Annotated in this window: 20 protein-coding genes; 12 read left to right on the top strand and 8 right to left on the bottom strand. The window is 68.5% G+C overall.

All coding sequences use genetic code 11. From position 1 onward, the window contains the following. Complete coding sequence (locus ACFWP7_RS13605; protein ID WP_384380825.1) at positions 1-966, top strand: YgfZ/GcvT domain-containing protein; 966 nt, start codon at positions 1-3, stop codon at positions 964-966. A 10-nt stretch (positions 967-976) separates the two neighbouring features. On the opposite strand, the gene dtd is transcribed toward ACFWP7_RS13605, so the two are convergent. After that, a complete protein-coding gene (dtd, locus tag ACFWP7_RS13600) occupies positions 977-1,402 on the bottom strand; it encodes a D-aminoacyl-tRNA deacylase (RefSeq protein ID WP_384380822.1) in 426 nt (141 codons plus the stop codon). 217 nt (positions 1,403-1,619) lie between these two features. Here dtd and ACFWP7_RS13595 point away from each other — a divergent pair, with 217 nt between their 5' ends. Both ACFWP7_RS13595 and ACFWP7_RS13590 read left to right on the top strand, forming a co-directional pair. Then, positions 1,620-2,285 (top strand): AmfC protein, encoded by a 666-nt coding sequence (locus ACFWP7_RS13595; protein WP_384380819.1) that lies wholly within the window; start codon positions 1,620-1,622, stop codon positions 2,283-2,285. Positions 2,286-2,558: 273 nt separating this feature from the next. Next, positions 2,559-3,812, top strand: a complete 1,254-nt coding sequence (locus tag ACFWP7_RS13590; protein ID WP_384380816.1) for a GNAT family N-acetyltransferase — start codon at positions 2,559-2,561, stop codon at positions 3,810-3,812. Between the two features lie 188 nt (positions 3,813-4,000). On the opposite strand, the gene ACFWP7_RS13585 is transcribed toward ACFWP7_RS13590, so the two are convergent. Next, on the bottom strand, positions 4,001-4,186 hold the full coding sequence (locus ACFWP7_RS13585; RefSeq protein ID WP_384380813.1) for a hypothetical protein: 186 nt from the start codon (positions 4,184-4,186) through the stop codon (positions 4,001-4,003). Between the two features lie 216 nt (positions 4,187-4,402). Here ACFWP7_RS13585 and ACFWP7_RS13580 point away from each other — a divergent pair, with 216 nt between their 5' ends. Continuing rightward, on the top strand, positions 4,403-5,326 hold the full coding sequence (locus ACFWP7_RS13580; protein WP_384380810.1) for a winged helix-turn-helix domain-containing protein: 924 nt from the start codon (positions 4,403-4,405) through the stop codon (positions 5,324-5,326). A 42-nt stretch (positions 5,327-5,368) separates the two neighbouring features. Here ACFWP7_RS13580 and ACFWP7_RS13575 read toward each other — a convergent pair whose 3' ends face one another. Further along, entirely contained in the window at positions 5,369-5,557 is a 189-nt protein-coding gene (locus tag ACFWP7_RS13575) for a hypothetical protein (RefSeq protein ID WP_365443023.1), read from the bottom strand. 157 nt (positions 5,558-5,714) lie between these two features. Between ACFWP7_RS13575 and ACFWP7_RS13570 the strand changes: the two genes are divergently transcribed. From ACFWP7_RS13570 to ACFWP7_RS13560, 3 genes are all read left to right on the top strand, one after another. Further along, on the top strand, positions 5,715-6,596 hold the full coding sequence (locus tag ACFWP7_RS13570) for a GntR family transcriptional regulator (protein ID WP_384380806.1): 882 nt from the start codon (positions 5,715-5,717) through the stop codon (positions 6,594-6,596). Continuing rightward, positions 6,596-7,333 carry an HAD family hydrolase gene (locus ACFWP7_RS13565; RefSeq protein WP_384380803.1) on the top strand — a complete coding sequence of 246 codons (738 nt, stop codon included), beginning with the start codon at positions 6,596-6,598 and terminating at the stop codon, positions 7,331-7,333. Before ACFWP7_RS13570 ends, ACFWP7_RS13565 begins: the two co-directional genes overlap by 1 nt. A 128-nt stretch (positions 7,334-7,461) precedes the next feature. Beyond that, positions 7,462-8,544, top strand: a complete 1,083-nt coding sequence (locus ACFWP7_RS13560) for a phosphotransferase family protein (RefSeq protein WP_384380800.1) — start codon at positions 7,462-7,464, stop codon at positions 8,542-8,544. Positions 8,545-8,565: 21 nt separating this feature from the next. On the opposite strand, the gene ACFWP7_RS13555 is transcribed toward ACFWP7_RS13560, so the two are convergent. Next, on the bottom strand, positions 8,566-8,751 hold the full coding sequence (locus ACFWP7_RS13555; RefSeq protein ID WP_384380797.1) for a hypothetical protein: 186 nt from the start codon (positions 8,749-8,751) through the stop codon (positions 8,566-8,568). A gap of 175 nt (positions 8,752-8,926) precedes the next feature. On the opposite strand from ACFWP7_RS13555, the gene ACFWP7_RS13550 reads away from it, so the two are divergent. The 3 genes from ACFWP7_RS13550 to ACFWP7_RS13540 all read left to right on the top strand — a co-directional run bounded on the left by ACFWP7_RS13550 (position 8,927) and on the right by ACFWP7_RS13540 (position 13,076). Further along, positions 8,927-9,799, top strand: coding sequence for a GntR family transcriptional regulator (locus ACFWP7_RS13550; protein WP_384380794.1), 873 nt, complete (start codon positions 8,927-8,929; stop codon positions 9,797-9,799). Between the two features lie 239 nt (positions 9,800-10,038). After that, on the top strand, positions 10,039-12,168 hold the full coding sequence (locus tag ACFWP7_RS13545) for a phosphotransferase (RefSeq protein WP_384381015.1): 2,130 nt from the start codon (positions 10,039-10,041) through the stop codon (positions 12,166-12,168). A gap of 38 nt (positions 12,169-12,206) precedes the next feature. Continuing rightward, positions 12,207-13,076: a hypothetical protein gene (locus ACFWP7_RS13540; RefSeq protein WP_384380791.1), complete on the top strand. Its 870-nt coding sequence runs from the start codon at positions 12,207-12,209 to the stop codon at positions 13,074-13,076. A 45-nt stretch (positions 13,077-13,121) separates the two neighbouring features. Here the strand turns inward: ACFWP7_RS13540 and ACFWP7_RS13535 are convergent, their stop codons facing one another. Beyond that, on the bottom strand, positions 13,122-14,093 hold the full coding sequence (locus tag ACFWP7_RS13535; protein WP_384380788.1) for a zinc-binding dehydrogenase: 972 nt from the start codon (positions 14,091-14,093) through the stop codon (positions 13,122-13,124). 138 nt (positions 14,094-14,231) lie between these two features. Between ACFWP7_RS13535 and ACFWP7_RS13530 the strand changes: the two genes are divergently transcribed. Further along, entirely contained in the window at positions 14,232-14,852 is a 621-nt protein-coding gene (locus tag ACFWP7_RS13530; protein WP_384380784.1) for a TetR family transcriptional regulator, read from the top strand. Positions 14,853-14,893: 41 nt separating this feature from the next. Next, entirely contained in the window at positions 14,894-16,957 is a 2,064-nt protein-coding gene (locus ACFWP7_RS13525; RefSeq protein WP_384380781.1) for a HelD family protein, read from the top strand. Positions 16,958-16,961: 4 nt separating this feature from the next. Here the strand turns inward: ACFWP7_RS13525 and ACFWP7_RS13520 are convergent, their stop codons facing one another. The 3 genes from ACFWP7_RS13520 to ACFWP7_RS13510 form a co-directional block, all read right to left on the bottom strand. After that, positions 16,962-17,816, bottom strand: coding sequence for a nitroreductase/quinone reductase family protein (locus ACFWP7_RS13520; protein WP_384380778.1), 855 nt, complete (start codon positions 17,814-17,816; stop codon positions 16,962-16,964). Between the two features lie 417 nt (positions 17,817-18,233). After that, positions 18,234-18,941 carry a hypothetical protein gene (locus ACFWP7_RS13515; RefSeq protein ID WP_384380775.1) on the bottom strand — a complete coding sequence of 236 codons (708 nt, stop codon included), beginning with the start codon at positions 18,939-18,941 and terminating at the stop codon, positions 18,234-18,236. Between the two features lie 8 nt (positions 18,942-18,949). After that, a complete protein-coding gene (locus tag ACFWP7_RS13510; protein WP_384380772.1) occupies positions 18,950-20,329 on the bottom strand; it encodes a MerR family transcriptional regulator in 1,380 nt (459 codons plus the stop codon). Between the last annotated feature and the right edge of the window lie 72 nt (positions 20,330-20,401).

Genomic DNA, 20,401 nt, shown 5'->3' with positions numbered 1-20,401 from the left:
ATGAAGAGCCCTCTGTTGTCCCTGCCCGGCGCCGTCTCCGCCGAGGGTGTGGACGAAGGCGTCGCCGCCCACTACGGAGACCTGTTCCGCGAGCAGCGTGCCCTCGCCGACGGCGCCGGCTTCGTGGACCTCTCGCACCGCGGCGTCGTCACGGTCACCGGAGACGACCGGCTCACCTGGCTGCACCTGCTGCTCACCCAGCATGTGACGGACCTCCCGGTGGGCCTGGCCACCGAAGCGCTGATCCTCTCCGCGCACGGCCACATCGAGCACGCGCTGTACCTCGTCGACGACGGCACCACGACCTGGATCCACGTGGAGCCCGACAGCCAGGACGCGCTGATCGCGTACCTGGAGTCGATGAAGTTCTTCTACCGCGTCGAAGTCGCCGACCGGACGGCCGAGTTCGCGCTCGTGCACCTGCCGGCGGGATCGATCGCCGAGGTCCCGGAGGGCGTCGTCGTACGCGAGACGCCGTACGGACGTGATCTCTTCCTCCCGCGTACGGAACTGGAGTCGTACGCGGAGAAGAGCGGCCCCGCGGCCGGGCTCCTCGCGTACGAGGCCCTGCGCGTCGAGGGCCACCGGCCCCGCCTCGGCTTCGAGACCGACCACCGCACCATCCCGCACGAGCTGGGCTGGATCGACAGTGCGGTGCATCTGCAGAAGGGCTGCTACCGGGGGCAGGAGACCGTCGCCCGGGTACAGAACCTGGGCAAGCCCCCCCGCCGACTCGTCTTCCTCCACCTCGACGGCACCGAGGTCCTCCTCCCGCCGCCCGGCACCGAGTTGCGCCGCGCGGACGAGGGCCCCGACGGCCGCAAGATCGGCGTCATCACCACCTCCGTACGCCACCACGAGCTGGGCCCGATCGCCCTGGCGGTCATCAAGCGGAACGTGCCGCTGGACGCGCCGCTCCTCGCGGACACGACGGCGGCGGCGCAAGAAGTCGTGGTCGAGCCGTAGTGGACAGGTCCTAGATCTCGACGAGGACGGTGAACGGGCCGTCGTTCGTCAGTGAGACGCGCATCTGCGCGCCGAACCGGCCCGTGGCCACCGTCGCGCCCAGGGCGCGGAGTTGGGCGACCACCTCGTCGACCAGGGGCTCGGCGACATCGCCGGGGGCGGCCGCGTTCCAGGTGGGGCGGCGGCCCTTGCGCGCGTCGCCGTACAGCGTGAACTGGCTGATGACCAGCAGCGGCGCGTCGACGTCCGAGCAGGACCGCTCCTCGCTCAGCATGCGAACCGACCAGAGTTTGCGGGCGAGTTGGGCCGCCTTCTCCTTGGAGTCGTCGTGAGTGACCCCGACGAGGACACACAGTCCCTCGCCGCTGATCTCGCCGACCGTCTCGCCCTCGACGACGACGCTCGCGCCGTCCACTCTCTGCACCACCGCACGCATACGGACCATCATGCCGTGCGCGCGGACGGGGGCTCGGTGCGGGCCCTTCGTGTGATTTCCCGGTTCGCCAAACCCCCATCTGGGGCCGATCGGGGGCACTCGGTCACATAGCGACCACTCGGGGTGGCACCATGCGGGGTGTTGCGGTGCATTCATGGGCGCATTCATGGCGCATGCATGGGACGGACCGCGCCGGTCGAGGGGACGGTAGAGGCACATGAGCACACCGATTAGTGGGCAGCCGCCCGGGGTCGTGTCACTGATCCGTACGAGCCCGCGGGCGGGACGGACAGCACAGGTGGCGGGAATGACGGTCCGGCCCCCGGTGCAGCGCACCGACAGCCCGCTGTCCCCGGAGGGTCCCCGGCACGACCTGGTCGTGCTGCGGCTGCCCGAGCTGCGCGTGCTGCGCCGGGACGCCCAGCGGGACGAGGCCGACCTCAGCTATGTGCGGCGGCTGCTCCAGGGGCGCATCGACATCCTGCGGGCCGAGCTGGCGCGCCGCGGGGGACTGCGGGCACCCGGCACGGGGCAGCCGCGGGTGGTCGGTTCCGGGGAGCTGTCGGTCGTCGAGCGGCTCTCGGAGATCCTCACGGACGCGCCCGCCCGGCACCGTTCCTCGGCCCGTCATGTGACCGTGGGCACGCCGCACGGCGAGGAGTACCGGCGACTGGCCTCGGACATGCTCTCCGAGGTGGAACTGTCCGACCTCGACGCCCGTACGGACGAAGAGCTGGGCACGGGAATGGGACGGCTCGTACGGTACGAGCAGCAGGTCTCCCGGCGCCGTCAGCAGCTCCAGCGCACCGCCGACGACTGCAGCGCGGAGATCGCCCGCAGATACCGCGAGGGCGAAGCGCAGATCGACGACCTGCTCGTGTGACGGGGCCCGCCCGTAGACCTTGCCCGAGCCGGAGAGAGTTTTTCGCCCCCCGTCGCCCCCCTTCGCCCCGCTGCACCGGTTTCAGCCCGTCCGGCGTTTGAGGACGAGTGCGTTCAGCGCGATGCGGGGGGTCTGGGGGCGGCAGCCCCCCGGGACAAGGGACGGACAAGGGACGGACAAGGGACGGACAAGGGACGGACAAGGGCGGGCAGGGGCGGAGGGGCGAGAAAAATCCCCGCGACACCCCCACCCCCGTACACCTAGCGTGGCCTCATGACCGACCGCGACGCCATCGATGTACGAGCGATCACCGAGGCCGAGATACCGGACTGGATCCGCGCGCTGAACACGGGCTTCCTACGCTCTCCCGCGGTGGCGGAGGCGGAGATCCGGGACCGGAGTTCGTACATCCTCCCGGAGCGCACCCTCGCCGCGTTCGACGGCGGCCGCTGTGTCGCGACCTTCAGGTCGTTCCCGCAGGAGCTCACCGCGGTGGGCGGCACCCCCCTCCCGGCAGACGCGATCTCGAACGTCACCGTCACCGCCACCCACCGCCGCCGGGGCCTTCTCACTCGCATGATGGCGACGGATCTCGCGGCGGCGAAGGAGCGGGGCGACGTGGTGGCGACCCTGATCGCCGCCGAGTACCCGATCTACGGCCGGTACGGCTTCGGCCCCGCCACCTCCACCGCCGAGTGGACCATCGAGGTACCCAGGACAGGCCTGGACCGGCGCTGGTCGGGCCCGGCCGACGGCGGCCGTATCGACCTCGTCGACGCCGAGGACGTCCGCAAGACCGGCCCCGAACTGCACGAACGGCTCAGGCGAGCGCAGCCCGGCGCGGTCAGCCGCGACGAGCGCTGGTGGCAGATCAACACCGGTGTGCTGCAACTGGACAGCTCGGCGTGGACGGAACCGTTCTACGCCGTGTACCGCTCGGCGGCCGGCGAGGTCGAGGGTCTCGTCTCGTACGAGTCGGACGACACCTGGCACGACAAGCAGCCGCACAACACGGTGGACGTGAACTGGCTGATCGCGGTGACGCCGGCGGCGGAGCGCGCCCTGTGGCAGTACCTCTGCTCGATCGACTGGATCACCAAGGTCAAGACGGGCTGGCGGGCCCCGGACGACCTGCTGGCGCAGTTCCTGCCCGACCCGCGGGCCGCCCGCATCACCACACAGTCGGACTGGCTGTGGGTGCGGATCCTGGATGTCGTACGGGCTCTGGAGGCGCGTACATACGGGGGTACGGGGACGCTGGTGCTGGAGGTGACCGACCGGGACGGGCTGTCGGCCGGGCGGTACCGGCTGGACGCCGGGCCGGACGGGGCGTCCTGTGCGCCGACCACGCAGGATGCCGAACTCACGCTGGGTGTGGGCGAGTTGGCGAGTCTGTGGCTGGGTGACGAGTCGGCGGTGCGGCTCGTGGCGCTGGGCCGGATCCGGAAAGAACGAGCGGGCGCCGGCTCCGTGGCCGACGCCCTGCTGCGAACGTCCAGGCGACCGTGGTGCCCGGACATCTTCTGAACCAGTTGAACCAGTTGAACCAGTGCGGCCGTGCTCCTTGCGCGGGCTCCTTTCCTGCCGGTGGTGGCCGTTGATCCGTAGCTACGAGCTATTCAGTTGTGGTGGTGGGTGGTGCTGACTGACCGAGCTTCCGGCTCCCCTCCAGGGGGAAGCCCAGTCAGCCGGACTGTCCGGACGGTGGCGCCCGATCAGCCGGACTGGGCGAGCAGCATCACGATGATCACAGCTCCGATGCCGCTGAGCATGGTGTTCTTGGCCTTGATGCCGATGGTCAGCGCGACGAACGCGATGATTCCCATCGGCCCGTACTTCCACTGGATGAGCTGTTCGAATCCGATGGCGAGGGCGGCGATTACGAGGGCGACGAGCGGCATGACGGTCCCTCCTTGGGGACGGGGAGGCGAACCTCGGCTGGGAACCGCTGGGAACCGTCCACCTGGTCGACGCTTGCGACTCTGGCGGCCAACCCCCTGGAAGTTTGACCATGTTGCTTAAGTTGGCGACCAACTTATCCATAGTTATCTCCGCGTTGGGTCGACTCATAACCACCTATCCCGTAACTGCCAAAAGATGGCGGGAAGTTGTAGGGTTTGGTTGTGGACCCGGAACACGCCGCGGTCAATGGGCGAGACAGGTCACCACGGCCACTGGCATCGCATCGCGAGGTGGCCGACGAGCTGCGCAGCCGGATCAGGTCCGGTCAGCTGCGGGCCGGTCAGCGCATGCCCACCCAGGCCAAGCTGGCGGACGAGTTCGGCGTAGAGCGTGGGGCCGTACGGCAGGCGCTGCGGATCCTGCAGTCGGAGCAACTGCTCGTCAACTTCTCCAAAGGGAGCCCGGCGACCGTCGCGGATGACCTGGGAAGGGCTCTGACTGGGCCCGGAGCTCCGCCGCAGCCCACCACGGTGGCACTCGGCGCGAGGATAACGGAGGCCTTCGCGGCCCCTCATGTGGAGATCGACGCGCTGTGCCTGACATCGATCTCACTCACCCTCGCCATGGGCGAGCCGCTCCGTCAGATCCACGCCGAGCGAATAAAACCGGCCAGGATCGACGTCCGGGTACTGCTCCCCAGCAGCGATATCCCGCTCGCCTTCCCGACTCCGGTGGATGCGTCGGCCGACGGCGGGATCGGCGACGACCGGCTCCAGCGCAACTGGCTGGCCAACCGCAACGCCCAGGGTCAGGTCCTGCGCCACAACCTGTTCGCGCTGCGTGCCACGCACGGCATCGAGGTCAATGTCACCTTCCGCGCGCTCCCCTTCACGCCGCCCGTGAAGCTGTATCTGCTCAACGGGTCCGAGGCGCTCTTCGCGTACTACACCCTCGCCAAGCGCGAGGAGGAGATCGACCATGTGCACCTGGAGATGTACGACGTCCAGGGCACCCAGTCCATGCTCTTCCCCTTCATGCAGGGGGCCGGGCTGCGGGACACGACCTTCGTCGAGCAGTCCCACCTGTGGTTCAACGCGCTGTGGGAGACCATCAGCTCGGAGCTGCTGCTCACGAGCTGAGGCCTCCTGGGCGGGGGGTTTTCCGGAGCGGATTCATGCGGGTCAGAGGGCGGGGCCCGTGACCATCAGGGCCAGGACGACCGCCCCGATCGAGCTGCAGGTGGGGCTTTTCGCCTTGATCCCGATGGTGAGCAGCAGCAGTCCGACGATGCCCGTGGGGCCGTAGTGCCATTGGACGAGCTGCTCGAAGCCGACGACGAAGACGGCGGAGAGGAGGGCGATGACAGGCATGGTGGTTCCTCCTGCTTCTGGGGGAGGTAAAGAGGGAAGCAAAACGTCCGCCAACTTGGCTAAGTTGGCAACCAACTACCTTAAGTTGTCCCCACTTGGCTGGTACTGATAAACAACTTTCAAACAACTCCCCGTAGATGGATGGGAGTTGTAGCGTTTGGTCGTGACCCAGGAGAACGTGGCAGTGAACGGTGACAGAAGGCTCTCGCCCCAGGAGATCGCCGGCGTCCTGCGGGACCGGATCCGTGCCGGGCACCTCAAGGCGGGCGACCGCCTGCCCACCCAGGCGGAGCTGGCGGACGAGTTCGGCGTCGAGCGCGGCACCGTCCGCCAGGCCCTCAGCTCACTTCAGAGCGACGGGCTGCTCAGCAACACCGGCAGGGGCAGCCCGCCGCGGATCGCGGACGTATCACCCACCCGCGACGAACCCCAGACGACGATGGTGGGCCTCGCGCCGCGCCTCGCCGAGGCGTTCGCGACCCGGCACGTCCGTATAGACGCGGCGTGCCTCACCGCGGAGACTTTGATGCTGGCCCTCGGCGAACCGGTACGCCTGATCCACGAGGGCAGCATCTGCCCGGAGTCGATCGACGTCCGGATCCTGCTGCCCTCCCGGGACATCACCCTGGCGTTCCCGGTCCCGGTCGAGGGCCGCACCGACGACGACGCGGTCCACAGGCGCTGGCTCGCCCAGCGCAACGCCCAGGGTCACGTCCTGCGCCACAACCTGCAGACCCTGCGCCACTCGCACGGCATCGACGTCCATGTGACCTTCCGCGCCCTGCCGTTCACCCCACCGGTGAAGCTGTACCTCCTGAACGAGTCGGAGGCGCTGATCGCGTACTACATGATCACCAGACGCGAGGAGACGGTGGACAGCGGAGGAGTACTCGACATGTACGACACCGTCGGCTCCTCGTCGCTCCTCTTTTCCTTCGAGAAGACGACCGGCCAACGGGACGCCTCGTTCGTGGAGGAATCCCAGAAGTGGTTCAACGCCCTCTGGGAAACCATCACCACGGACCTGACACTCTCCTAGTGACTCCTCATACAGCGCAGACTGAACCGGTGGCGACAGAGACAGAGAACCTGCGGGAAGTGATCGACCGCGCTCGCTTCGTCCTCTTCGACTTCGACGGGCCGATCTGCCGGCTGTTCGCGGGGCATTCGGCGGAGGACGTGGCGAGGAACCTGGTGGAGTGGCTGGAGGAGCAGGGGCTGCGAGGGCTGCTGAGCGAGGAGGAACGGGTCCATCCCGATCCGCATGTCGTGCTGCGCGTGGTCAACAAGCGGCATCCGCACAGCGACCTGGTGGCCGAACTCGAGGAGCTGCTCACCCAGCACGAACTGAAGGCGGTACCGTCCGCCTGGCCCACCGCGTTCGCCGATCCCCTGATACGGACCTGGACCGCCGTCGGCGTCCGCCTCGCGGTAGCCACCAACAACTCCCCCCGCGTGGTGGCCCGTTACCTGGAGAACCGCGGTCTCACCGAGTGCTTCGCCCCCAACGTCTACGGCCGCACCCGCAACCTCGACCACCTCAAGCCCCACCCGCACTGCCTCAACCGCGCCCTGAGCACCCTGGGTGCCGCCCCGTCGGCCGCCCTCATGATCGGCGACACCCCCTCGGACTTCCTCGCCGCCCAGCGCGCCGGGGTTCCGTTCCTGGGCTACGCGCGTAACGGACACAAGGGCGAGCTGCTGCGGGATGCCGGGGCCGAGGACGTGGTGGAGTCGCTGGAGCCGGTTCTGCGGGTGCTGCGCGGCGAACTCTGAGTTCTCGACGCGTTCTCGCTCACAAAGGTGGCGGTCACCATCCGATGAAACGGCTCTGACACGCTACGACTCATCGGGGGAGTAGCGTGCCTCCACTTCCCGCCGACTGGACTCAGAGAGACGGGGCGATGGCGCCCGAAGCACCCGAGACCCCACCGCGTGTCGCAGCTGTGAGTGCTGCCGTCGACGCGGTCGAGGGCCCCCTCAGCGGATACCACCACGAGACGTATGTGTTTCCACTGGCCGCCACGGCGGGACCGGGCTTCCAGGGGCGCTGGAAGTGCCGCGAACCACGCCAGAACCTGCTGTGGTTCGACCGGCGTTGCTTCGAGTCGGAGGAACGCCTGCTGTTCGACCTGCAACGGCGTATCGACGTCATCCCCGAGGTTGCCCGGATGGGTGGCGTGGACCTGCAGCGGTTCATCGAGGGTTCGACGCTGGGCGCGTTGCATCCGTCCGGTCGGGCCGTCCCGGCCCCGCTCTTCGAACAGATCCTTGGCCTGTTCGGTCAGTTGGGCAGCGTCACCGCGTCCATGCTGAGCGTGGAGCGGAGGTGCAAACCGCAGGACCGCGCGGAGGAAGGTGACAGTGCGGCATTCCTCGACAGGCTCATCTGCTTCACCCAGGAGCAGGTGTACGAACGGAATCTGATCGCGTACGAAGGCCTGTTCGCCGGCCTCGGTCTTGATCCAGATGCCTTTCGGCAGCTCAGGAAGAGGGTGGCCGGACTTCGGGACCGGCCCTTCTGTCTCCTCCATGCGGATCTGCATCGCGAGAACTTCATCGTCGGCCCGGACGGGAAACTCTGGGCCATCGACTGGGAGTTGGCGATGTTCGGCGATCCGCTCTACGACCTGGCCACCCATCTGTACCTGATGCGGTATCCGCCGGCGCAGGAACGGTTGATGATCCGGCGATGGTGCGGGATCGTCGAGGAGATCCGGCCGGGCAGTTCACAGGGCTGGTGTGAGGATCTGCCGCGGCTGCTCGACTTCAAGAAGGCTCAGTCGGTGTTCACCGATGTCATCCGGGAGTCGCAAGCCCTGGACGTCCGGGGGGAGCTCGATCACCAACGGCTCCGCCGGGCGGCCTGGAAGCTGCGAGGCGTGCTCACGGCTGCCGCCGAGCCGTTGGGACTGGAGTCCGCTCCCGGCCTGCTGGAGACCGAGGCGGCGTTGGCTCGCTGGCGTAGTGACCAGGCACCTGCCTGAGCTGTTCCGGAGGCCAGGGGCTTAGGGGACCGGCTCCGAGCGTCCGTCCGAGGGCGGGGTGACGTCCTCCGTCGTCGGTCGACGGGCCCCGCTCCGCAGCTGCGCGGAGCGCCGGACGCGGAGCCAGTTCCTCAGGGCCTCGAACGCCCACTGCATCACCAGTGTCATGGCGACCGCGACGGCATTCCACAGTAGTTGAAGGACCATGGACCCCCACCCTTCTTGCCACTTTCAGTGAAGCGATCAACTGGCCGACCAATTGGACTGGTTGCCCTGAATTGGTTTTCCCCGTGCGCGTAGATCCCTTAACTGACAGTCGTGTTGGGCTGGTCACCTGACTGAAATTGGTTTGCCTGTCGTCCGGAAGCGGTACGGTCCATCCGTGAGCGGAGAGGGCGTCGCGGACAGCGGCGGCAGGGAGTTCGAGAGGGTTTCGGACGTGCTGCGGGAACGCCTGGCCGCCGGCGCCTACCCGTTGGGAACGCTGCTGCCACCCCAGCGCTTTCTGGCCGCCGAACTCGGAGTCTCCCGGGACACCGTGCAGCGCGTCCTGAAGGCGCTGCGCAACGAGGGGTGGATCGAGACCCGTCAGGGCAGTGGCTCCAGGGTGATCAAGGCGCAGCGAATCCACTCCTCGGGGACGCGGACCGCGCGCCCCGCGCAAGGAGTGACGCTGCGGTCATTCATCAACGAGGCCTTCGAGGCGCCCGAGGTGACCTTGGACGTCTACACGCTGACCTCGGAATCCCTGGACGCGCACATTCGTATGCAGGCCGAACGCATACGCGACCGGGAGATCTCCCCCCAGCGGATTGCTCTGCGCATGCTGCTGCCGTCCGACGACCTGAGGCTGCCCTACCCGAGTACCAAGGGTGCTCCGGACGATCTGCGCCTACAGGAGCGGCTGCGCGGGATCACGGCGCGGCACTCGGCCTCGCTGAGAAGCGCCCTGCGGGACCTGCGGGTCGACGGCCTGGTCTCCTTCGTCGATGTCGAGATCCGTCATGTGCCCTTGGCGCCGACCTTCAAGCTCTACCTCCTCAACAAAACTGAGGCGCTGCACGGTCCGTACGAAGTGATCGAGCGGACCATCGAGCTGGACGACAGGGAGGAGATCTTGGCGCTGGACGTCCTCGGGCTCGGGGCGACGCTGACGTACCACAGGAAGACTGACGACTCGGAGTCCACGGGAAGCGTCTTCGTCAGCAGCATGCAGTCCTGGTTCGACTCGATTTGGGGCACGCTCGCGGAGTGAGGGAACCGGTCGGCGGGTGCCCATCCCAGGCGTCCCGTACACCTCGGTTATCTCATTGAGACCAACCTGTTCCGGTCTCCGCTCGTGAGAGATCCACGACCCGGCTAAGGTGTGCTCACCTTCACTTCCAGGGGTGGCCATTGGGCGCGTCTCCTGCGCCCGGGCCTGTGCCCAGGGAGCAACGTATCGCCAACGATGCCTACGACACGTTCGTACGGTTGGCGAAACAGCACGGAGTGATGAGCGGCGGCCATCACAACCGGAACCACGTACTGCCACTGACCGAGGCCATGGCGCGCCACGTGAGCCGCGATCCGGGTACCTCGGTGATCGTACGGACGCGCAGGCTGGAAGCGCTTCCGGTGGTCATCCGGACCTGGCGCGAAGTGGACATTCTCCGTGCCGTCGAGGGCACTCTGCCGCATGTACCGCGCTGCGTCGCCAGCCGTGGCCGCACCGCCGTGCACAGCTATGTGGACGGCCTGCCGCTCTCCGCGGTCTGCCCGAACGGCAAGCCTGTGGACACCTTGCTGGTCAAGGCGATGGCAGGTCTGCTGGCGCAGATGTCGAAGGTGCGCAAGGAGGCGTTACCGCCGCTCCCGGACGGATGGCCGCCCAGCAACAAGGACAGCCAAGGGTTCCTGCGTACGCTGGCGCATCTCACCGACCGGCAGATCCGTCGGCCCAATTGGCCTGACTTCGGCGGACTGTTCGCCGCTCTGGGCATCCCCGAGGACGCCCTGGTCCGGCTGGCGGACCGGGTGCCCGTGATGGCCCGCCGCCCGCACAGCCTGCTCCACACCGATCTGCACCGCGACAACATTATCGTCACCTACCGTGGCGACCCGCCCCTGATCTGCGTCGACTGGGAACTCGCGACCTATGGCGACCCGCTGCACGACCTGGCCACCCACCTCGTCCGCATGCGCTATCCGGAATCCCAGTGGGACGAGGTCGTCGATGCCTGGGCGAACGCCGTTCACAGAGTCAGGCCCGCGGCAACGGCCGGCCTCACCAACGATCTCGGTCACTACGTCGCCTTCGAACGCGCGCAGTCCGTGTATCCGGATGTGATACGTGCGGCGAAGTCGCTGGAGGTGTCGCTCGACCAGAAATGCCTGGAGACGGCGACCCACGCGGTGCGCCGTGCGCTGGAGGCAGCGGCCCAGCCGCTGGGTCTCGTCAACATGCCCGACGAGGCCGAGATCGAGCGGGCCCTGCGCCGTTGGCAGATTTCCCGGAGCGAATGGCACGACGACCGGCAGGCCGTCACGGCCATCGGCTGGCAGCCCGACAGAAGGCTGCCCGAGCCTTCCGACTTCCCGCACTCCGCGGTGCTCGACGCCCTGCGTGCGGAGGGCGCGGCGCCGGCCGCTCAGGTGTTCAAAGGCACCGGGCATCTCAACACGGTGGTGCGGGTGCCGGGTGTCGGTTTCCCCGTCATGGTGCGCCGCAAGGTGGCTGCCGTCAGCCGTCGCGAGCCCACGTTCCTCAGTGAGCACGCCGTCCTGCGGGCCATCGAGCGGTCCGGAGCCAAGGTGGCGGCGCCGCGGGTGCTGGCGCTGGGCACCAGCCACACGAACGACCCTTTCGCGATCCACACGTATGTCGGCCCGCACGACAGCGACCAGCCCCCCAGCCATCCTGTGCACGGCCTGCTGCCGCACGAGGCGGACGGACTGGTCGACCAACTCTGGGCTCTGACCTACGTCGACTACCGGCCGTTGGACCCCACCGCGGACGACGTTCGCTTCTTCGACTGGCTGAGTGAGCTACTCGTCCACCTGGTGGACGAGCTGCCCAAGGAGACCCAACACGCGGCTGGTGTGCTGGGGTTGCCCAATGCACAGCGCCTGGAGGAGATGTTGGCCCGTCATCGAGTGACGCCACGCCGGTCGACTTTGCTGCACGGCGATCTGAACCCCTGGAACATGGTGCGACGGGGCGACAAGCTTGCCCTCACCATCATCGACTGGGAAATGGCGATGGTCGGCGACCCTCTGTACGACTTGGTCCGTCACGTGCATCTCACCCCCACGCGTCCCGAGATCCGGGACCGGTTGTTCACTCGGTGGGACCGTTGTCTGCCGGAAGAATGCACCAGGGGCTGGCGGGACGACTGGAGGGTGTACCGCTGGATCGAGCTCGTCCGTTCAGCCTATGTGGACCTCGACCGCCTCGTGACCGGCGACAGTCTGGATGCTCCCAACGTCCGCCGAGCGGTGGGTGCCTACGCCATGACCCTGGCCGCCGCCACGGCGGCGTTGGGGCTTCCAGGTAAAACGATGGTGACCCCCTATCTTGCCCGTGCCCTGCCACGCGGCGACCATGGAGGCCAACGGACAGCCGGGGTCTCCGCGGACATCTGACCTGCCGCCAGGCTTCGGCACGGGGGAGGGGACTGCGGATGTCCGCGGACGAAAGCATGGGCGAGCGCCTGAAGAGGTTCCAGGCTCGCCTTGAGCCGGTGTTCACGCGGATTCTGCTGATGACGATCTTCTTCGTCGGGGTGACCGCCCAGTTTGTGAAGCCGGTAGGAGACGCTCTGGAGGGCAAGGCGTATCTCGGCGGCGCACTGCTCAGCCTGGTCGGCTACGTGCTGTACGACGCGGTGAAGGACCTGGCTGCGTCGCATCGGCTGCCGGCGCGTGTCCAGGTCCAGTCGCGGGAACTGGGCCGGTTCGTGAGCGAGGCGTTCCAGGATCGAAAGGTGGAGATCCGCTTTCTCGGTTACACCGGTGAGACGCTCTACCACGAGCTCCATGCCCGACTTGAGGGGCTCCTCGTCGACCCTGGGCATACCAGGAGCGTCTCCATCAGGGTGCTGATTCCGGACTTCAGGCAGCCGATGACCGTTCCCTCGAGAGTGGGGTCTGACGGCGCACCGCTGGACGACCCGGATTTCCGAAAGCGCCTGGAGCGGCAATGCCAGGAGTACGAGCAGGAACTGTCGGCGATCGCGGAGCGGCTCACCCGGGAGGGGCCAGTGACGGTGGAGTGCGAGTACCGCCTTTACCCCGGCATACCCAGGGACAAGATCTGCCTCTTCAACCAGAAACAGGTGCTGCACGGTCTCTACAACGTGGCCGCCCGGACCGTGCCGCGTAGTCCGGATCCCGCGTTCTACGATCCCAGGGGCTACAGCACCGACCTCAGTGTCTGGGCTCGGGAGGGCAACGACGACGCCAAGGCCGTCGTTGCCACATGGAACAAGCACCTCGACGACCTGTGGAGTCTGGCTGCATTACCGCACTGGCGCCGAGGCGCGGCGGCGTGAGCGGTGCCCAGGCACGGTATTGGCGGAGTGAGGTCTCGATCGCCCTCACACCTCCAACACCACCTTCCCCACCAACCCCCGCCCCTCCACAGCCGCATGCGCATCCCCGGCCCGCTCCAGCGGAAACACCTCGCCGATCACCGGTCGCAGCCGCCCGGCCGCGGCCTCGGCGAGTGCGGTGGAGGTGAAGCGGTGGAGGTCGGTGGGGGTGAACTGGACGTCGGCGATGCCGAAGAGGGTGATGTCCAGGCGGGCGGCCTCGGCCGGGTCGATGGGGGAGAAGCCGCCCGAGGGGGCGCCGTGGGCCGAGAAGCGACCGCCCTTGGCAGTCAACGGGAAGGCCGAGGCGCCGAGTTGGCCGCCGACGCCGTCCAGGACGACATCGGCGGCCGCGACGGATCCGCCGAGGGCGTGCCGGGCGGCCGTGGGCCAGTCGGCGTCGGTGGCATCGATCGCCGCATCTGCCCCCAACTCCCTTACCAGGGCGAGTTTCGCGGCGCCCCGGGCCACTGCCACCACGCGTGCGCCGCGCGCGTGGGCCAGCTGGACAAGGAGCGTGCCCATGCCTCCGGAGGCGCCGAGGACGAGGACGCGGTCGGTGGGGCCGATGCCGGTGAGTTCGATCAGGCCGGTGGCGGTGAGGCCGTCGTGGACCAGGGCCGCGGCCGTGAGGAGGTCGAGGGAGTCCGGTACGACGGAAAGGGCCGAGGTCGCGGCGACGGCCCGCTCCGCGTAGCTGCCGGTCACGGAGGCGGTGACCCGGCGCCCCAGCCACTCGTCGGGGACATCCGCGCCGAGGGCGCTGACCACACCCGATACGCCGCCTCCGGGGACGTACGGCGGTGTCATCGGGAAGTACTCCCGGCCCCAGCCGCTCCGCAGCTGGGCCTCCACGAAGATCGTGTCCGCGTAGGCGACTTCGATCATCACCTCGCCGGGTCCCGGGACCGGGTCAGGGATCTCCACCTGCACGAGAACCTCGGGGCCGCCGAACGCCTTTACCTGCGCTGCTCGCATCGTTCACTCCTGGCAAGAGGGGTAGCAAGAGGGGCAATCAAGAGGGGTAATCAAGAGGGGGTAATACCGCGCAACAGTCTTCAACCTCGAGCTTGGTTGAGGTCAAGGGGTGGATGGTGCCGTGCGTAGGCTCGGGGCATGGCTGAGATCGGGCTCCGGGAGCGCAAGAAGCAGCGGATGTACCAGGAGGTGTCCGACATCGCGATCGGGCTCTTCCTGGAGAAGGGGTTCGATGCCGTGTCCGTCGCCGAGGTGGCGGCTGCCGCCGAGATCTCCAAGCCGACCCTCTTCCGGTACTTCCCGGCCAAGGAGGATCTGGTCCTGCACCGCTTCGCGGATCACGAGTCGGAGGCCGCGCGGGTCGTGGCCGGGCGGGCGGAGGGGCAGTCGGTCGCGGACGCCCTGCTGGAGCACTTCCTGGACGGGCTCCGCCGTCACGACCCCGTGACCGGGCTCAACGATCACCCGAACGTCCTCGCCTTCCATCGGCTGCTCTACGGGACACCGTCGCTGGCGGCACGGGCGTACGCGTACGTCGAGCGTTCCGAGGCGGCGCTCGCCGTGGCCTTGGGCGGCGACCTCGACGCCCGGCTCGCCGCCGGTCAGATCACCGCCGTACGGCGCATCCTCGCCCTGGAGAACTGGCGGCGGATCGCGGAGGGGGAGCGGGTGGCGGACGTGCGGCGGGATGCCGTGGCTGCTGCCCGGCGGGCGTTCGCGGGGCTGCCCGACGTACGACCTTCTGGTGATGCTGAGTAAAGAATATAACTCGGTTACGTTATTCCGCTACCCTGGTTGGAATGACGTCACCCGACCCCGTCCTCGCCCGGCCCCGGACGCTCGCCCGGTCCCTCACCCGTGAACGCGCCTACCACGACACCTGCCGGACGGCCCTCGCCGCCATGGTCGCCGGTGCCGAGGAACATGTCGTCACCGGCGAGGACGTCTCCGCCTCCGGTGCCGACGCCGAAGTGCTCGGCCACCGCCTGCGCGGCAGGGCCAAGGAGATGCGGGAGTTGCCCGAAGGTCCCTTGTTCTTCGGGCGGTTGGACTTCGGGAGCGCGGGTGGGGCGGCCGGCGAGCACGCCGGGCAGAGCTATCACATCGGGCGGCTGCGGATCACCGAGCACCCCTCCGCACCGCCCCTCGTCGTCGACTGGCGGGCCCCGGTCTCCCGCGCCTTCTACCAGGCGAGTGCCCGTGCGCCGCAGGGCGTTGCCGTCCGGCGGCGGTTCGGCTGGGCGCCGGGGAGCACGGGGGACTCCGCGGACCTCACGGGCCTGGAGGACGAGCACATCGGGCAGGCCCACCCCCAGCAGCCGAGCCGCATCCTCGCGGGCGAGATCGAGCGCCCCCGTGTCGGCCCGATGCGCGACATCGCCGCGACCATCCAGCCCGAACAGGACGATCTCGTACGAGGTGATCTCGCGTCCTCGGTCTGTGTGCAGGGCGCCCCTGGCACCGGCAAGACGGCCGTCGGACTGCACCGCGCCGCATACCTCCTCTACACCTACCCGCAGCGCATCCGCCGCGCCGGCCTGCTGATCCTCGGCCCCAACCGCACCTTCCTGTCGTACATTTCGGAGGTCCTGCCCGCGCTCGGCGAGACGGGCGTACGGCAGTCGACCGTCGGGGACGAGATCGCCCGCCATCCGGTCACGGGGGAGGACGACGAACGCGCCGCCGTCGTCAAACACGACGCGCGGATGGCGGAGGTGCTCCGCCGGGCCCTGTACGGACGTGTCGGCGGTCCCGGCTCCGCCAACTCCCTTGCGGTGCTGGACGGTTCGTACCGCTGGCGCGTCCCGGCCGACGGGCTCCGCCGCATCGTGGACGGCGTACGCGCCGAGGAACCCCCGTACGCCGTCGGACGTGAGCGCGTACGGACGCGGGTCGTGGGGTGCATGCGGGAGCAGGCGGAACGGCGCGCCGGACCGCGTACGAACGCCTGGGTGCGGAAGATCTCGCGGGCCAGGCCTGTCAGCGCATACGTCGACGCGGTGTGGCCCAAGGTGCTTCCCGAGGAGGTGCTCGCCGAACTCCTCGCCGATGCGGACGTGTTGGCGGCCGCGGCGGAGGGGCTCCTGGACGCGGACGAGCAGAAGGCGATCCTGTGGGCGAAGCCGCCGCGCTCGTACAAGTCGGCACGCTGGTCGGCCGCCGACCTCGTCCTTCTCGACGAGGTCGCCGGGCTTGTCGAACACCCCGAGGGATACGGCCACTTGGTGATCGACGAGGCCCAGGACCTGTCGCCGATGGAGTGCCGGGCGATCGCGCGCCGGGCGCCGTTCGGGTCGCTGACCGTGCTCGGCGACCTCGCGCAGGGCACGACTCCCTGGGCGGCACGGAGTTGGGACGAACTGCTCACGCATCTGGGCAAGCCGGATGCCGCGGTCGTCCCCCTGACGGTCGGCTTCCGGGTTCCGGCAGCCGTCGTCGGACTCGCCAACCGGCTGCTGGCCCGTCTGGACGTGCGAGTGCCTCCGGCTCAATCATTCCGGACCGACGGGGAGTTGAACGTCCGGCACGTGCCCGACGTCCTTGCCGCGACCGTCGACGCGGTGCACGGAGCGCTCACGCACGAGGGGTCGATCGGCGTGATCGCCGCCGATGCCGATGTCGCATGTGTGCGGGAGGCGCTCCGTGCCGCGGGTGTCGAGACCGCCGGACCCGCTGAACTGGGCGCACGGGTCACGGTGTTGCCCGCCACCCTCGCCAAGGGACTTGAGTACGACCACGTCGTCGCCGTCGAACCCGCGGCCGTCGCGGAGGCGGAGGCGCGGGGGCCGCACCGCGTGTATGTGGTGCTGACGCGGGCGGTGTCGCGGCTGGACGTGGTGCACGCGCGGCCCCTGCCGTGGTGAGCTGTCAGACCGGTTCTTCCACCGGGGTCAGGAGAGGGATCAACTGCTCCTCCTCGTAGGTCAGATGGGCTTCGAGCGCGGCCGTGAGGTGTTCCACCTGGGCGAGTACCCGGCCGGGTTCCGCCTGCTCGGCGGCGGCCAGCACTTCCCGCAGCTGTCCGAGCAGTTCGGCGATCGTCTCGTGCTCCTGGCGCAGGCGGTCGAGGGTCGGGCCGAGTTCGGGGTGGTGGCCGGCGAGCAGTGGGAAGATGCCGAGGTCCTCGCCGGTGTGGTGGTTGTGCAGGCCCTGGCAGAGGGTGAGGCAGTTGACGCGGAGCTGACCGCCCAGCGCGGAACCCGTCTTCTTGAACTCCTCCCGGATAAGGGCGAGTTCGCGTCGGAATGCGTCGTGGACGACCTTCAGACCCTCGGCCATGGATCTCGCGTTCACGTTCGGCGGACCGCCCTGCGCGATGGCGTGGAGGGCTACGACAGGGATCACCCGATCCGTCTTCGCCTGGTACTCGGCCCACCCCGAGTCGGCCTCCACGGCACGGGCGAACGCGACGTCCCGCTCGGCGGGTTCGAGTACGACGGCCTCCGCCTCGTACGTGAAGACGCCGTCCTCGACGGTCACCCGGGGGGTCGCGACGAGATTGCGGAACCAGTCCGGATGTCCGGGTGCGCCACCGGCCGAGGCGATGACGAGAACCCGCTCGCCGCCGTCGGGGTAGTAGCCGACGGGGGTCGTGTGCGGGGTTCCGGTGCGGCGGCCGGTGGTGGTGAGGAGGAGCAGACGGGCTCCCTCGAAATAACCGCCGACCCGTCCGTGGTTGGCCCTGAATTCTTCGATGACCTGTTGATTGAAGGGGTTGGGCATTCGCTGCTTTCTTTTGTTTTTGGGCAGGGGGAATCCCGGGGGTGGGAATGGGTGCAAGGGGATGCACAAAAGCACGCGCTCGCGCGCTCGCGCGTTTACGCGGGCGTGCGGGATTCCGGGCGCCGGGGCGCCCAGGCATGCAGGTGTGGATGAAGTCGCACGAGGATCGCGTACAGGGATCGCCTACAGGAACCGTGTACAGGGATCGCGTGGGATCGTGTACAGGGATCACGTGCGAAGATGTCGTACGAGGATCACGTACGAGAATCGCGTACGGAGATTTCGTACGGGAATCGCGTACGGAGATGTCGTACGAGCACGTCGTACGAGGTAACGGCGGGCGGGGCTCTACCCCGCCCCGGCCTCACTCGGAGGCCGGGTGCCCAACTCGTTCACGGCGCAAGGCCGACCCGGCAGTCATAGGCGTAACCGTAATGCCTGGGCGAGCGCGGAGGCAATACCCAATTCCCTCCCCGCTTCGTCCCCGGCTGATTTCCGGTGCTGCGCGTGGCGATTTTTGTTGCGGCGCCCTGGCCTCGTAGACCTCCCGATCGAAATCGCCATGCGCAAGCACGAAGAGAGGAGAGTTGCATGATGTTCACCGTCGAAGAGCGGGACAGCATCCGAGACCGGCTGCTCGCGCACGCCGAAGCCGACGAGGCCGTCGTCGGTGCCGCGTTCACCGGGTCGCATGCCGTCGGAGTCGGTGACCGCTGGTCGGACACCGATATCGTCCTCGCCGTCCGCGGCGATCTCACCGAAACCCTGAACCGCTGGACGAGTTGGCTCTACGACGAACTCGGCACGCAACACCACTGGGACCTGCAAGTCGGTGCAGGCGCCATCCGCGTCTTCCTCCTGTCCGGGTGGCTTGAGATCGACATGACCTTCGTGCCGGAGGCCGAGTTCGGCCCTCGGGGCCCGCAATGGCGGACGGTCTTCGGCCTGCCGCAACCGCTCGAACCCTTTGCGGACCCCGACCGCAACACCCTGGTCGGACTCGTCTGGCACCATGCCCTCCACGCCGGAATCTGTATCCGACGCAGGCGCTGGTGGCAGGCCGAGCACTGGATCAGTGCCATCCGCGACCACGTGATCACGCTGGCCTGCCTGCGGCTGGGTCACCCCACCGCCTACGCCAAGGGCGCCCACCTGCTGCCCGATGACCTGACAGCACCGCTGGAGACGACCCTCGTCCGCTCACTCGCCGAAGCGGAACTCCACCGCGCGCTGGGCGCAACCATCACCGTGGTGACGGGCGAACTGGAACGAACCGATCCCGCACTCGCTGCACGACTCCGCCCCATGCTCGGGGAACTCCTGGCCGAGTTGAGCGAGCGTCCGCCGAGTCCCGAACAGGGGAGGCAGGGTGATGGTTCACCCGCGGAGCCAAGTCGGCAGGCGCCGTGAAGTCGGTCGCCATGTGCCGGCCGGCCTGGATCGGGGAGCCGCTTGGCTCTCGGGATCTGCTGGGCGAGGCGGTAGTCGTCCGCCTCTTGGATGAGTGCGTGAGGGCGGATCCGGCGCAACGCGGAGAGAACCCGTTGGATCTCGTCGGTCGCCGCGACGGTCGACAGACCGTCGGAGCAGAGCAGGTATCGGTCGTGCGGCTGGGCGTCTTGGAGGCGTATGTCGGGGGTGGCATCGGCTCCTTGGCCCAGGGCTCGTATCAGCAGCGACCGCTGGGGGTGGGAGGCGGCTTCTTCCGGGCTGAGGCGTCCGTCGTCGACCATCGACTGCACCACGGTGTGGTCGTGGGTGATCTGGAACAGCTCCTGGCCGCGTAGAAGGTAGACGCGGGAGTCACCGATGTGGACGAGGGCGAGCTGTGATCCGGTCCAGAGCATTGCGGTGAGTGTCGTACCGGCTTCTTCGGCCGAGGAGCCGGTCCCGGCGACGCCGTGGACTGCCTGCTTGGCCTGGTCGACGGCGTCTTCGAGGACGTTGAGGAGGTTGCCTGCCGGGATGCCGCCGGCTTCGAGGTGCTTGAGCGCCGCAACGGCGGCCGCGCTTGCGGGGGCTCCTGCGCTGCCGAAGCCGTCGGCGACGGCGAGCAGACGGGACCCGGCGTAGGCGGTGTCCTGGTTGCTCTCGCGGACCAGGCCCGTGTCGGAAAGGGCGGCGTAACGGATTCCCAGGGGCTTCGCGGTCGGGGGCATGGCTGGGTCCTTCCAGGTCAGGTGGTCGATGAGGAAGGTGGCCAGGTCCCGCCGTGCGGCGGTGTCGGCTTCGACGTGGGCCCAGAACGCGCGGATCTCCCGGGCCGCCGGGCCTGCCTCCAGCGTGCAGATGCGCTGGATGCGGGCCAGGGGCATTCCCAGGCGGCGGAGCCACGCGACCAGGCGGGCCTGGTCCAGTTGCTCCGGCGCGTAGAGGCGGTAGCCGGTCACCGGGTCGACGCGAGCGGGGGTCAGCAGGCCGAGCTCGTCGTAGAGACGCAGTGCCTTCGGCGACAGCCGGGACGCCTTCGCGAACGCCCGATGGTCAGCAACCCCATGGTCACTCCTCCTCATACCGAGCACGTCGCCCGGCCCCACCGATGCTGTGGCCTCCCCCAAGGTGAAGGTCAACCCGTGCAATTCGGC

Source organism: Streptomyces sp. NPDC058470 (assembly GCF_042721055.1).
Taxonomy (GTDB): Bacteria; Actinomycetota; Actinomycetes; order Streptomycetales; family Streptomycetaceae; genus Streptomyces.
Note: the sequence above shows the minus strand (reverse complement) of the source record. Positions and strands in the feature narration are given on the sequence as shown.